11 protein-coding genes and 1 tRNA gene are annotated in these 12770 nt (G+C 71.7%); 6 read left to right on the plus strand and 6 right to left on the minus strand.

Annotation, left to right across the window (positions count from 1 at the left end):
• Nucleotides 1-7 precede the first annotated feature (7 nt).
• Both E4N62_RS35380 and E4N62_RS35385 read right to left on the minus strand, forming a co-directional pair.
• Nucleotides 8-871, minus strand: a complete 864-nt coding sequence (locus tag E4N62_RS35380) for a MurR/RpiR family transcriptional regulator (protein WP_230221088.1) — start codon at nucleotides 869-871, stop codon at nucleotides 8-10.
• The gene (locus tag E4N62_RS35385; RefSeq protein ID WP_230221090.1) at nucleotides 868-2505 is read right to left on the minus strand and encodes an aromatic amino acid ammonia-lyase; all 1638 of its coding nucleotides are present in this window, start codon (nucleotides 2503-2505) and stop codon (nucleotides 868-870) included. Before E4N62_RS35385 ends, E4N62_RS35380 begins: the two co-directional genes overlap by 4 nt.
• 170 nt (nucleotides 2506-2675) lie before the next feature.
• Here E4N62_RS35385 and E4N62_RS35390 point away from each other — a divergent pair, with 170 nt between their 5' ends.
• Complete coding sequence (locus E4N62_RS35390) at nucleotides 2676-3125, plus strand: hypothetical protein (RefSeq protein ID WP_230221092.1); 450 nt, start codon at nucleotides 2676-2678, stop codon at nucleotides 3123-3125.
• Between the two features lie 472 nt (nucleotides 3126-3597).
• On the opposite strand, the gene E4N62_RS35395 is transcribed toward E4N62_RS35390, so the two are convergent.
• Nucleotides 3598-4992 carry a cystathionine beta-synthase gene (locus E4N62_RS35395; RefSeq protein ID WP_230221094.1) on the minus strand — a complete coding sequence of 465 codons (1395 nt, stop codon included), beginning with the start codon at nucleotides 4990-4992 and terminating at the stop codon, nucleotides 3598-3600.
• Between the two features lie 159 nt (nucleotides 4993-5151).
• Here E4N62_RS35395 and E4N62_RS35400 point away from each other — a divergent pair, with 159 nt between their 5' ends.
• The 3 genes from E4N62_RS35400 (at nucleotide 5152) to E4N62_RS35410 (ending at nucleotide 9071) form a co-directional block, all read left to right on the plus strand.
• Nucleotides 5152-6246, plus strand: a complete 1095-nt coding sequence (locus E4N62_RS35400) for an SGNH/GDSL hydrolase family protein (RefSeq protein ID WP_230221096.1) — start codon at nucleotides 5152-5154, stop codon at nucleotides 6244-6246.
• 528 nt (nucleotides 6247-6774) lie between these two features.
• Nucleotides 6775-7992: an acetyl-CoA C-acetyltransferase gene (locus E4N62_RS35405; protein ID WP_230221098.1), complete on the plus strand. Its 1218-nt coding sequence runs from the start codon at nucleotides 6775-6777 to the stop codon at nucleotides 7990-7992.
• 296 nt (nucleotides 7993-8288) lie between these two features.
• Entirely contained in the window at nucleotides 8289-9071 is a 783-nt protein-coding gene (locus tag E4N62_RS35410; RefSeq protein WP_230221687.1) for a hypothetical protein, read from the plus strand.
• Between the two features lie 67 nt (nucleotides 9072-9138).
• Here E4N62_RS35410 and E4N62_RS35415 read toward each other — a convergent pair whose 3' ends face one another.
• Entirely contained in the window at nucleotides 9139-9450 is a 312-nt protein-coding gene (locus tag E4N62_RS35415; protein ID WP_184893227.1) for a hypothetical protein, read from the minus strand.
• Between the two features lie 103 nt (nucleotides 9451-9553).
• On the opposite strand from E4N62_RS35415, the gene E4N62_RS35420 reads away from it, so the two are divergent.
• Complete coding sequence (locus tag E4N62_RS35420; RefSeq protein ID WP_033524870.1) at nucleotides 9554-9784, plus strand: DUF4287 domain-containing protein; 231 nt, start codon at nucleotides 9554-9556, stop codon at nucleotides 9782-9784.
• Between the two features lie 107 nt (nucleotides 9785-9891).
• On the opposite strand, the gene E4N62_RS35425 is transcribed toward E4N62_RS35420, so the two are convergent.
• The gene (locus E4N62_RS35425) at nucleotides 9892-10773 is read right to left on the minus strand and encodes a Bax inhibitor-1/YccA family protein (RefSeq protein ID WP_184893225.1); all 882 of its coding nucleotides are present in this window, start codon (nucleotides 10771-10773) and stop codon (nucleotides 9892-9894) included.
• A 538-nt stretch (nucleotides 10774-11311) separates the two neighbouring features.
• A tRNA-Leu gene (locus E4N62_RS35430) sits at nucleotides 11312-11394 on the minus strand.
• Between the two features lie 512 nt (nucleotides 11395-11906).
• Here E4N62_RS35430 and E4N62_RS35435 point away from each other — a divergent pair.
• The gene (locus E4N62_RS35435) at nucleotides 11907-12677 is read left to right on the plus strand and encodes an ABC transporter ATP-binding protein (protein WP_230221101.1); all 771 of its coding nucleotides are present in this window, start codon (nucleotides 11907-11909) and stop codon (nucleotides 12675-12677) included.
• The last annotated feature ends 93 nt before the right edge of the window (nucleotides 12678-12770 follow it).

Below are 12770 nucleotides of genomic sequence, written 5' to 3' on the forward strand. Positions count from 1 at the left end.
ACGCGGACTACTCCACGAACAGTCCCCTGGTCGCGGCCCTCGCGTCGAACTCCTCCAGCCGGGCCTGGGCCTCCGGCAGGTCGTCGCACATGGCCTCCAGGAGCACCCGGCCCAGCAGCATGGGGGCGCAGGCCGTGTCGAAGGCGAGCCCGGTGCCGACGGCGGCGGGCAGCAGCAGGTCGGAGACCTTGGCGACGGGCGCGAAGGCGGAGTCGGCGACCGTGACGACGAAGAGCCCGGCCTCCTTGGCGTACGCCAGGCTCTCGACGACCTCGCGGGGATGCCGGGGCAGCGCGAAGCAGAGCAGCGCGGTCGCGCCCCCGCGCACGGCCGCGTCGATGCGGTCGTGGAGCATGCTGCCGCCCTCGTGCAGCAGCCGTACGTCGGGGTGGACCTTGGCGGCGAAGTACGCGAACCCGTACGCCTGGGAGGCCGCCGCCCGCAGTCCGAGCACCGGCAGCGGCCGGGACGCGGCGAGCAGCCGCCCGGCCCGGGCCACCGGGGCGGGGTCGGCGAGCACCTCGGCCAGATGCCGCAGGTTCTCGATCTCGGCCTCGACGGCCTGCTGGTACTCGTTGTACGTGGTGGTGTCCGGGGCCGGCTCGGCGGGCCCGACGTCCCGCAGGTGCCGGCGCAGCGCCGGGTAGCCGTCGAAGCCCAGCGCCACCGCGAACCGGGTCACGGACGGCTGGCTCACCCCTGCCAGCTCGGCCAGTTCCACACTCGACAGGAACGGCACGTCCGCCGCCCGTCGCACCATGCTGTGGGCGATGCGCCGCTGGGTGGGCGTCAGCCGGTGCCCCTCGAAAAGCGTCTGCAGCCGCGCGGCGGGACCATCCGTCACGCCGCCCGTGCCCTTGTCCGCGCTCATGACGCGCTCCCCCTCAGTGGGTCCGCCTGGACGTCCGTCCAGATCTGGGTGAACCGATCGAGCAGTACGGCCGCCGCGCCCACGTCCGCCGTCAGCGGCCGGTCGGCCGGGTCCGGGTCGAGCACGGCCTCCGCGAGTTCCAGCGCGCGTCCGACCGGCAGCCCCGGGTCCGGCCGCAGGTCCCGCTGACGCAACGCCCGTACGGCCGCGACCAGTTCACAGCCGACGACGAGCCGGTACGCGCCGCACGCCCGCAGCGTCTGCCGGGCGGCGAGCGAGGCGAAGCTGGCCTGTTCCTCGACGCCCCGGGAGAGTACGGCGTGGCCGAGCGACGCGGGCGCGGAGAAGGCCCGCAGGTCACCGAGGGCGGCCCCGGCGGCGTACTCCAGGATCATCACGCCCGAGGAGGCGGGCTCGTGGTCGGCGAGGAAGGGCCGCAGCCGGGTGTACGCGGGCTCGTTGAGCGAGGAGAGCCGGGAGGTCGACAGCCGGGCCACCTGGGTCACGGCGAGCCTGAAGTGGTCGAGGGCGAGGGCGAGTTGGGCCTGGTAGAAGCCGCCGTGGTGGTACGCGGCCATGTCTTCCGGGATGATCAGCGGGTTCTCCGCCGCCGCGTTGATCTCCACCTCCAGGACGCCCTCCAGCGCGTCCGCCGCGTCCAGCGCGGGGCCGTGGATCTGCGGCAGGCACCGGAAGCCGTACGGGTCCTGGATCCGCCCCAGCGGGGGTGTGGGCCGCTCGGCCGCCCCGATCAGCTCCCGCATGCGCCGGGCCACCTCGCGCGACCCCCGGTGGGCGCGCGCGACGTGCACGGGCGCCGCGTACGCCTCGTGCGAGCCGTCCACGGCGAGCAGCGAGAGCGCGGCGACGACCTGCGTGGCCGCGATCAGCCCGCGCAACTCGTGCAGCGCGAGCGCGGCCTGCCCGAGCGTGAGCGCGTTGCTGCTGATCAGCGCGAGGGCGTCATTGTTGTCCAACGGCTGCGCCTCGGGCACGCCGGCACCCGGCCCGCCCTCATGCTCCGACCGCGCCTCCGGCACCCCAGGCACCCGCCACGGATGCTCCCCCGCGAGCGCCAGCCCCACCTGGGCCAGGGCCGCGATGTCGCCCGTCCCCACCGAACCGAACTCGTTGACCACGGGGTGGGCCCCGCTCTCCAGCGCGGCGCAGAGCGCGGTGACCACGGTCGGCCGGAGCCCCGCGCCGCCCGCGAGCAGCTGGTTGGCGCGTACGGCGAGCATGGCGCGCACCTGCCGGGCGGGCAGCTCCTCCCCGATGGCCCCGGCGTGACTGCGCAGCAGCCGCAGGCCGTGCTCGGCGGCGGCCTCGGTGGGCACGTCCTCGGTGCGGTTGGCACCGACCCCGGTGGAACGGCCGTACACGCGCCCGGCCGCCGCGATCAGCCGGGCGGCCTCCCAGGACTCCTCGACCCGCCGCACGGCCGCGCCGTCGGGCACCGGCCGTACGACACCGTCGGCGAGCCGGACGACGTCGGCGACCCCCAGCGCACACCCGTCGAGGACGACGAGCCCGGCCCGCCCGTCCGGCGCGGCCTGCCCGGCCTGCCCGGCCCGCGCGGCCTGCGCGGTGACGGCGGCGGGGACGTCCGTCACGCCCATGATCCGAGAGGACATACCCGTAGCCTCCTCAGCTCCGGCGGAACCGCATATTCAGACACCGAGAACTCTGCATGAGACTATGCAGGCCGGGCAAGGGCGGCCGGACGGGAAACGGGGAGAGCCGTACGACGACTGGGGGGCTAACCCCAGTGCCGGACGGCTCCCGGCTCCCTACCGTGAAGAGCATGACCGGTATGGATGCCCGTGACGCGCAGCTCGGCGAAACCGAGCTGAAGAAGGAACTCGCCGCCACCCTGCACGCCCGCAGAGAACTGGGCGAGGACTACGAGTCCGCGCTCGTCGACTCGTTCCTGGAGAAGGTCGACCAGCGCATCGACAGCGCGGTCGACCGCCGGGTCCGGCGTCAGGTGGCCGAGCAGCAGATGGTGGTGGCCCGTGGCAGCCGCTCCCCCGACAGGTCCACCGACAGCTGGGGCGAACGCTACGGCTTCGGCGTGGTCTCCCTCGTCGCCGCCATCCCCCTGTCCGGCATCGGGGGCGGAGTGGCCGAACTGCCCGGCCTGTTCGTCACCTGGGCGGGCATCGTCGGCGTGAACGTGGCCTGGGCCCTGCGCAACTCACCGACCCTGGGCAGGCGCCGGGGCAAGAGCGGGGAATCGGACTGGGAAGGGTGACCTCCCCGCGTTCCCGGAGCGCGTTCCCGGAGAAGGCGGAGGAGATATGCGCGGGGACCGCCGCACCCCCGTGTGACGGGGGGCGGGACGACGGCGGTCCCCGCGAGGGACGCGGGCCGGGTCAGGACCGGGCTGGCGCGTCCTTGGCGTCCATGGAGGTCCGGGAGCCGCTCCGGAGGTCCTTGACGCCGTTTCGGTTGCCGGCCGGGGCGGGGAGCCGCTCCCGCCCTGCCGACACCCACTAATGTGCCGGACCCGTGTTAAGCGGGTGCTGCGCGGACGTGACGCGCTCGTACCACTTCTGCGAAGTCAAACCCTCGACTCGCGCAATTCTTCGACGAAGAAGGGCCCTTCCCGGGATTTTTCCCCCAATCAGGCGCCCCACCCGTCGGCAGCGGCCCCTCCCCTCAGGCAGAAGGGCCCTCCCTCAGACAGCGGCCGCTCCCGTAGCCCGGCGCGGCCGGCAGCAGCCCTACTGCTTGACCCCGCCCTTGGCGAGGAACGCGAGCAGGTCCTGTCGGCTGACCACACCGGTCGGCTTGCCCTCGACCAGCACGATGGCCGCGTCCGCCGACCCGAGCACGGTCATCAGGTCGCCCACCGGCTCACCGGAGCCGACCTGCGGCAGCGGCGCCGACATGTGCTTCTCCAGCGGGTCGTCGAGCGAGGCACGCTGGGTGAAGAGGGCGTCCAGCAGCTCGCGTTCGACGACGGACCCGACGACCTCGGCGGCCATGACGTCCGGGTGGCCGGCGCCCGGCTTCACGATCGGCATCTGCGAGACGCCGTACTCGCGCAGCACCTCGATCGCCTGACCGACCGTCTCGTCCGGGTGCATGTGGACGAGGGACGGAATGGCGCCGTGCTCCTTGTGGCTGAGGACGTCGGCGACGCGCGCGCTCGGTCCCTCGTCCTCCAGGAAGCCGTAGTCGGCCATCCACTCGTCGTTGAAGATCTTGCTCAGGTAGCCGCGCCCGCTGTCGGGCAGCAGGACGACCACGATGTCGTCCGGGCCGAGCCGCTTCGCGACCTCCAGGGCGGCGACGACGGCCATGCCGCAGGAGCCGCCCACCAACAGGCCCTCCTCCTTGGCCAGCCGCCGGGTCATCTGGAAGGAGTCCTTGTCGGACACGGCGACGATCTCGTCGGCGACGGTCCGGTCGTACGCGGTCGGCCAGAAGTCCTCACCGACGCCCTCGACGAGGTACGGCCGCCCGGACCCGCCGGAGTACACGGAACCCTCGGGGTCGGCGCCGATCACCTGGACGCGGCCCTCGCTGGCGTCCTTCAGGTACCGGCCGGTGCCGGAGATGGTGCCGCCGGTGCCCACGCCCGCCACGAAGTGGGTGATCCGCCCCTCCGTCTGCTCCCACAGCTCAGGGCCGGTCGAGTGGTAGTGGGAGAGCGGGTTGTGGGGGTTGGAGTACTGGTCCGGCTTCCAGGCACCGGGCGTCTCGCGGACCAGCCGGTCGGAGACGTTGTAGTACGAGTCGGGGTGCTCGGGGTCGACCGCCGTGGGGCAGACGACGACCTCGGCGCCGTACGCCCGGAGCACGTTGATCTTGTCGGTGCTCACCTTGTCGGGGCACACGAAGATGCACTTGTACCCCTTCTGCTGGGCCACGATGGCGAGGCCCACACCTGTGTTTCCGCTGGTCGGCTCGACGATCGTGCCGCCGGGCCGCAGCTCCCCGCTCTTCTCCGCCGCCTCGATCATGCGCAGCGCGATGCGGTCCTTCACGGAACCGCCGGGATTGAAGTACTCGACCTTGGCCAGGACGGTCGCCTGGATGCCCTCGGTCACGCTGTTGAGCCTCAGCAGCGGGGTGTTGCCGACGAGGCTGATCATCGAGTCGTGGATTTGCACCGTTGTCTCCGGAGCCGCAAAAAGGGATGGTCGTAATGTCCAGCCAGCCTAAGCCCCGTCCTCACTGTTCTCCTCCCTGTTCACCTTCCGCCGGGATTGGCCGAGGGCCGATACGGGGCAAGGAGTGGGTGTACGGGTACGAGGAGGTGGCGGCGACGCATGACGAGCATGTCCAGAGCAAGGGTGGCCCGCCGCATCGCGGCGGGCGCGGCGTACGGCGGTGGCGGCATCGGGCTGCTGGGTGCGGCGGCGGCGGGTGTGCTGCTGGCCGAGGTGCGGATGGCCAAGCGGGTCGTGGGCAACGGGCACAGCCCGCACCCGCCGAGCGCGGAGGGCGTGTACGGCCACACGCACGGCAGCCGGTACGGCCGCGCGTACGGCTACGGCTCGTACGGCAGTTCATACGACGTCCCCGACGATCCCCCGCTCCGGCTCGTCATGCTCGGCGACTCCACCGCCGCCGGCCAGGGGGTCCACCGGTCCCGGCAGACCCCGGGCGCGCTGATCGCCTCCGGGCTCGCGGCCGTCGCGGAGCGCCCGGTGCTGCTGCGCAACGTCGCGCTGCCGGGCGCCCAGTCGGACGACCTCGACCGGCAGGTGGCGCTGGTCCTGGAGGACCCGGCCCAGGTGCCCGACGTCTGCGTGATCATGATCGGCGCGAACGACGTGACCCACCGGATGCCGCCGACCCGCTCCGTGCGCCACCTCTCCGCGGCCGTACGGCGGCTGCGGACCGCCGGGGCCGAGGTGGTGGTGGGCACCTGTCCCGACCTCGGCACGATCGAGCTCGTGCAGCAGCCGTTGCGCTGGCTCGCCCGCCGGGCCTCGCGGCAGCTGGCGGCCGCCCAGACGATCGGAACCGTCGAACAGGGCGGACGTACCGTGTCGCTGGGCGACCTTCTCGGCCCCGAGTTCGAACAGAACCCCCGGGAGCTGTTCGGGCCCGACAACTACCACCCCTCCGCCGAGGGGTACGCGACCGCGGCGATGGCCGTGCTGCCGACGGTGTGCGCGGCGCTGGGTCTGTGGCCGGCGGAGGAGGAGCGGCCGGACGTCAGCCGCCGCGAGGGCTTCCTGCCGGTGGCCCGGGCCGCCGCGGAGGCGGCGTCGGAGGCCGGTACGGAGGTCACGGCGGCGATGCCGACGGGGCCGCGCGGGCCGTGGGCCCTGCTGAAGCGACGCCGTCGCCGGCGGGTACCGGCAACGGACCCGACCCCGGCCACCCCTGCGGAGGCCCAACCGGGCGCCTCATAGCCCGGGGGGTGCGGGTTCGTCGGCGGGTGCGGGTTCGGTGGGGCTTCTCGCGCAGTTCCCCGCGCCCCCGAAAAGCCGGGGCTGCGCCCCTGGCTTTTCCCCGCCGCCGGACGGCTTTGTGTCCGCCGCCGATCGCCCTTCAGCCCACCGCCCTCGCCTTTCAGCCCGCCGCCGCTCGCCTCCCGGTCCACCGCCACTCGCCTCGCAGCCCGCCGCTACTCGCCTCGCAGCCCGCCTCCAGTCGTCAGTTTCCTTCGGCCCGGCGCCGTCGCCTTTCAGAGCCGCCGCGGGGCCCGGATCTTTTAGGGGCGCGGGGAACTGCGCGAGCAACCACGAAGCACCTCCAGTCGCCCGGTCACAGGCACCCCAACCCCCAACGCGCCCGAAGGCACCCCGCGCACCCACCCCACAAAGCAAGCGCTTAGAAAAGTGCGGTCGGCGTCACACCCTCTTGCCCGTGACCCGGACCATACGTACGGGTAACTTCCCCCACAGCCCCGCTTTCCGTCGCATGCCAATGGAGCCGTGATGCCCGAAGCCGTGATCGTCTCAGCCGCCCGCTCCCCCATCGGCCGCGCTTTCAAGGGCTCGCTGAAGGACCTGCGCCCCGACGACCTGACCGCCACCATCGTCGCGGCCGCCCTCGCGAAGGTCCCGGAGCTGGACCCGAGGGACATCGACGACCTGATGCTCGGCTGTGGCCTCCCCGGCGGCGAGCAGGGCCACAACCTGGGCCGCATCGTGGCCGTACAGCTGGGCATGGACCACCTGCCGGGCTGCACGATCACCCGTTACTGCTCCTCGTCGCTCCAGACCTCCCGCATGGCCCTGCACGCCATCAAGGCCGGCGAGGGCGACGTCTTCATCTCGGCCGGCGTCGAGGTCGTCAGCAGCAGCGCGCGCGGCACCAGCGACATCCCCACCGCCCGCAACCCGCTCTTCGCCGAGGCCGAGGCCCGCACGGAGGCGGTCTCCAAGTCGGTCGGCGCCTCCTGGCACGACCCGCGCGAGGACGGCCTGCTCCCCGACCCGTACATCTCGATGGGGCAGACCGCCGAGAACCTGGCCCGCCAGTGGGGCGTGACCCGGCAGGAGATGGACGAGTTCGGCGTCCGCTCGCAGAACCTCGCCGAGGAGGCCATCGGCAAGGGCTTCTGGGAGCGCGAGATCACCCCGGTGACGCTGCCCGACGGCACGGTCGTCAGCAAGGACGACGGCCCGCGCGCCGGCGTCACCCTGGAGGCCGTACAGGGCCTGAAGCCGGTCTTCCGCGAGGACGGCCTGGTCACCGCCGGCAACTGCTGCCCGCTGAACGACGGCGCCGCCGCCCTGGTCATCATGTCCGACACCAAGGCGCGGGACCTCGGGCTCACCCCGCTCGCCCGGATCGTCTCCACGGGCGTCTCCGGCCTCTCCCCCGAGATCATGGGCTACGGCCCGGTGGAGGCGTCGAAGCAGGCCCTGTCCCGCGCGGGTCTCACCGTCGACGACATCGACCTGTTCGAGATCAACGAGGCCTTCGCCGCCCAGGTGATCCCCTCCTACCGCGACCTGGACATCCCGCTGGACAAGCTGAACGTGAACGGCGGCGCCATCGCCGTCGGCCACCCCTTCGGCATGACCGGCGCCCGCATCACCGGCACGCTCATCAACTCCCTCCAGTTCCACGACAAGCAGTTCGGTCTGGAGACGATGTGCGTCGGCGGCGGCCAGGGCATGGCGATGGTCATCGAGCGCCTCAGCTGACCGAGCGGCCCCGTGCGCGGCCGTGACCACACGGACGCGCACGGTGATGCCGTGGCCCGGAGTCCCCGGAAACCGTGGGGCTCCGGGCCGTTTTGTGATCCAATCTCCCCCAGGATGTGACCTATCTCCCCCCGGAGAGCGATTTACGCAGGTCAGAGCCGCTTCAGCACCAAACACCGGGACAAGTTTCATGCCCGTTTCGTGACGTTACGCACTGACAGCTGGTTAGTCCGCCCTTCAAGCTGATGTAGGAAGTCGGGGGTCGACTTTGAACCGGGAGTACGTCAGTGAGCGCTATGCCGATCGCCTTGCTGCTCACCACGGCCGCCACCGCCGCCGTGGGCGTCGCCGTCCTGCGCACCCTTATGGGTCTGCGCCGACAGGTCGCTGCCTTGCGCACCGAGCTGGCCGAGAGCCGGGCCGCCGGGACGCGCGCCCTGGTGCCGGCCGCCCGTCCGGCGGCCGACACGGAGGAGATACGCGCCGCCGTCGCCGAGGCCCTCGCCGAGGAGAGGGAGCGTGAGCTCGCCGAGGCCCGGGCCTTCTGGGCCGCCCAGGAGTCCCGTGACGTGACCGACACGCCTCCGCTGCTGGGTCTGCCCGAGAGCGACCTGTTCCTGCCCCGGCAGTCCGATTTCGCGGGCCTGGAGCACCTGGAGCCGGTGATCGAGACCGGCCTGGAGAGCGACGACTACGCCGGGGACTCCGCCGAGCTGGCCGCGGCCCGTCGCCGTCACCCCTCGCACCCCGATTTCGTACCGGTGCAGTCACCCGTCACCAACGACCACGAGCGCACGGTCGCCTGCCTGGAGGACCTCGCCGCGTCCCGCACGGAGCTGGCCGACGTCCGTCCGGGCCCGCTGGGCACCCTCGACGTCTACGTCTTCGCCGACGGCACCACCCTGTGCATGACCCCCGGCCACCGCGAGACCGCCGAGCGCCTCGCCACGGCCCTCCAGACCGGCGACGTCCCCGTCCTCCTGGGCGGCTCGGGCATCTCCGGCGCCTACACGCTCACCTTCGAGTGCGGCGAGGACATGGTCTACATCCTGGCGGACAGGGTGATCGCGTCGCTGTAGGGCGGCACCTCTCACGCCGCCGGGTGGCGCAGCGCCCTTCAGGGGCGCAGGGAGCCACGCGAGCCCCTCACACCCCGGCCCGCCGCTGAGCCTCCTCCACCAGGGCCACCGCCTCCGCCAGCGCGTCCTCGTCCCCCAGCACCAGCGCGAGATCGTTTCCGGCGACGGTCACCTGGTCGGCCGCCGCGAACATGCCCACGTCCGGCATCTCGTGGAACGGCCCCTCGGGCGTCTCCAACCGCTGGGCGCGCAGTGCCAACTCCCTGGCCAGCGCCAGCGCCTCCGCGGCGGCGCTCCGCTGGAGCCGGCTCTGCGGGGCCGCCCGCAGCCGGTCGGCGAAATGATCCACGGCACGGGTCAACGGCGTCGTATCAAGCACGCCGCGAGAGTACGCGCCTCCGCCGGACTGTTGCCAACAGGCCGCCACTCAGGCAACGTGACCTGAAGGACCGGCTTACATTCCCTTTCGTCCGGAGGCGCCGATGTCCCAAGTCTTCTCCGAGGAGACCCATCGCAACCTGCTCGCCCGCATCCCCCACTGCACCGGTCGTGAAGTCTCCGACTGGATCCGCAAAGTCGACGAAGGCCCCGCTCTCTTCAATTTCGAGGAGAAGGTCAGCTGGCTCCGGCACGAGTACGACCTCGCGTACGGCCACGCCAAAGCGATCATTCACGAGTACGACCTGAGGAGGGCCGCGCGGAAGCTCCGGTGAAGCCGCCGAGAACTACGAAGGGCCCCCGAACCGCGAGGTTCGGGGGCCCTTCCACGAGTCCACGAGGGGGAGGCGGCTGGGGTCGGTCCCGGCCGCGCTCGTCACTCCTAGTCGTCGCCGCTGAAGATGGCGACCAGGCGGAGCATCTCGATGTAGATCCACACGAGGGTCATGGTCAGGCCGAACGCGGCCAGCCAGGCCTCCTCGCGCGGGGCGCCGTAGGCGATGCCATCCTGGATCTGCTTGAAGTCCAGGGTCAGGAAGAACGCGCCGAGCAGGATCGCCAGGATGCCGACGATCGCGCCGAGCGGGCCCATGCTGCGCAGTCCGCCGTCGGGGGCGAGCCCGAAGACGACGAGCAGCAGGTTGACCGCCATGACCAGGATGAAGGCGATCGCGATGGTCATACCGATGCGGGCGTACCGCGCGGTGACCCGGATCCAGCCCGCCTTGTAGACCAGGAGGGTGGCTCCGGAGACGGCCATGGTGCCGAGCACCGCCTGGAAGGGCGCACCGCTCCACTGCGCGTTGAACATCTCGCTGAGCACGCCGAGGAAGACGCCCTCGAAGGCGGCGTACGCCAGGATCAGCGCGGGCGAGGCCTTGCGCTTGAAGGACTGCACCATCGCCAGGACGAAGGCGATGAGCGCGGCGCCGATGGCCAGGCCGTAGCTCGTGGGCGACACCGGCAGGAGGGCCCAGGCGAGGACCGCGCCGACGACGACCGTGCCGAGCGTCATGGCCGAGCGCATGACGACGTCGTCCATGGTCATGGCGCCCGTGCGGGCCGGGGCCTGCGGCGGGGTGCCGTGCTGGACGCCCTGCTGGGCGTACGGGTTCGTCGCGTACGGGTTGCCGCCCTGCTGGGCGTAGGGGCTGCCCTGGGTGCCGACAGCTGCTCCCCCGGCCTGCGGCGCGGTGTTGAAGCCCGCGTAGCCGTTGTCGCGGCTGAACCCCCGTCGCGAGAAGACCGGGTTGCTGCTCCTCATTTCACTCCTCCATGGCCACCCTGCGTGGCCTTGGCTCAAGAGTAATAGGTAGGCAAAGGATTGACCCTAGTGCTTGGGAAGGATCTTTTCCCCTGCCCTGACATCGAACACGCTACGCGTCCCCATGATTCCCCGCCCCACCCCTCAACCCGACCCCACGCCGCTACACCCCGTGACCTCCCAGAGACTTGCCGCGCCCCCCGGGTCACCCGACCCGCACCCAAGGTCGACACCCACTGGTACTGAAGGCCTTGTCGCTCTCCTTGACGGTGACGGTGCCGGGCCCCGAGCCGCCGTCGGCGGTGGGCGCCGGCTTGACCTCCGGTGGTGACTCCTGACCTCCGGTGGTGAGGGCCGCAGGGCGGGGACATCGCCGTGATCGCCAGAGCAAGGAGAGGGGGTGACCGCGTGCGTGAGGCGGCTGCTCCGGCGTCGGCCGGGGAATGCCGGACGACGGGTGGCGCGGCGAGCGCGGGGCGCACCTTGGCCTGGGAGGTGTGTGGGGGTTTGGGAGGAAATGGGCCGGTTTGATCGGAGGTGCCCGGAACCGGACTTGAACCGGTACGCCCGCGAGGGGCAGCGAGGTTTAAGCTCGCCGTGTCTGCATTCCACCATCCGGGCAGGCCATGGGCTCCGCGCTGAGGTCCCGAGCCTATCGGGACGCTTCCCCCGAACAGTCGAAGAGCGGACCGATGTTGTCTTATTTTATTGACGTCTGAGGGTGCATCAGCCCACGGAACACGCCATCCGCACTTGCCAATAGCCTTACGGACGGCAAGACCGCCCGTGTGCGGAATGACGGAATTTCACCGCCCGAACGAGCGGTCCCTCGTGTGACACGCGCGGTGACGCGGTGACTCGTGTCGGTCAGGCCCCGCCACTCGGGTCGGAGCCCGCCGTCATTCCCAGGTATGACGCGACGCCTGCCGGTCAGTCAGAAGTCGGCCCCCGGAACCGGAACAGCGGCTGACTACACGGCGCCCCCGCGCCGAGACGATGGAGCCCTCCACGAAACGAGCAGCGAACGGCCCCGGCATGCCCTCGGCACGCGCCACGAACCGGCCCGTCGCCCGGCCCCCGCCCGGCCGTTCCCGCACACCCCAAACGCCGTCGTCCCGACAGGAGTTCCACCCGTGACCACCACCCCTCTCGCCGCCCGGTCCACCGCCGTGGCCGCCCGCGCCACGGAACTGTCGAAGGTCTACGGACAGGGCGAGACCCGAGTGGTCGCGCTGGACCAGGTCACCGTCGACTTCCGGCAGGCCCAGTTCACCGCGATCATGGGCCCCTCGGGTTCCGGCAAGTCCACGCTGATGCACTGCGTGGCCGGCCTGGACACCTTCTCGGCCGGTTCCGTCCGCATCGGCGAGACCGAACTGGGCTCGCTGAAGGACAAGCAGCTCACCAAGCTGCGCCGCGACAAGATCGGCTTCATCTTCCAGGCGTTCAACCTGCTGCCGACACTGACCGCGCTGGAGAACATCACCCTCCCGATGGACATCGCGGGCCGAAAGCCGGACAAGCAGTGGCTGGACACCGTGATTCGGATGGTGGGCCTGGCCGACCGGCTGAGCCACCGGCCCGCCCAGCTCTCCGGCGGCCAGCAGCAGCGCGTCGCCGTGGCGCGGGCGCTCGCCTCACGGCCGGACATCATCTTCGGGGACGAGCCCACCGGAAACCTCGACTCGCGCTCGGGCGCCGAGGTGCTGGGCTTCCTGCGCAACTCCGTACGGGAGTTGGGGCAGACGGTGGTGATGGTGACGCACGACCCGGTGGCCGCGGCATACGCGGACCGGGTCATCTTCCTCGCCGACGGGCGCATCGTGGACGAGCTGCACGAGCCGACGGCGGACCTGGTGCTGGACCGGATGAAGAGGTTCGACACCAAGGGGCGTACGAGCTGAGGGAGTTCGCCACCCTGGCTCACATCCCCCGCGCGCATCCCGCGCACCGCGCACCCGCGCACACATCCACACCCACACCCGCTCCGGCCTGCC

It is taken from the genome of Streptomyces sp. MNU76 (assembly GCF_020982545.1).
In the GTDB taxonomy this organism is placed as follows: domain Bacteria; phylum Actinomycetota; class Actinomycetes; order Streptomycetales; family Streptomycetaceae; genus Streptomyces.

What these genes read in the sequence shown, in the direction of transcription:
- E4N62_RS35380 (WP_230221088.1), bottom strand. Translation starts at nt 871, where the DNA reads ATGAGCGCGGACAAGGGCACGGGCGGCGTGACGGATGGTCCCGCCGCG.
- E4N62_RS35385 (WP_230221090.1), bottom strand. Translation starts at nt 2,505, where the DNA reads ATGTCCTCTCGGATCATGGGCGTGACGGACGTCCCCGCCGCCGTCACC.
- E4N62_RS35390 (WP_230221092.1), top strand. Translation starts at nt 2,676, where the DNA reads ATGACCGGTATGGATGCCCGTGACGCGCAGCTCGGCGAAACCGAGCTG.
- E4N62_RS35400 (WP_230221096.1), top strand. Translation starts at nt 5,152, where the DNA reads ATGACGAGCATGTCCAGAGCAAGGGTGGCCCGCCGCATCGCGGCGGGC.
- E4N62_RS35405 (WP_230221098.1), top strand. Translation starts at nt 6,775, where the DNA reads ATGCCCGAAGCCGTGATCGTCTCAGCCGCCCGCTCCCCCATCGGCCGC.
- E4N62_RS35410 (WP_230221687.1), top strand. Translation starts at nt 8,289, where the DNA reads ATGCCGATCGCCTTGCTGCTCACCACGGCCGCCACCGCCGCCGTGGGC.
- E4N62_RS35420 (WP_033524870.1), top strand. Translation starts at nt 9,554, where the DNA reads ATGTCCCAAGTCTTCTCCGAGGAGACCCATCGCAACCTGCTCGCCCGC.
- E4N62_RS35425 (WP_184893225.1), bottom strand. Translation starts at nt 10,773, where the DNA reads ATGAGGAGCAGCAACCCGGTCTTCTCGCGACGGGGGTTCAGCCGCGAC.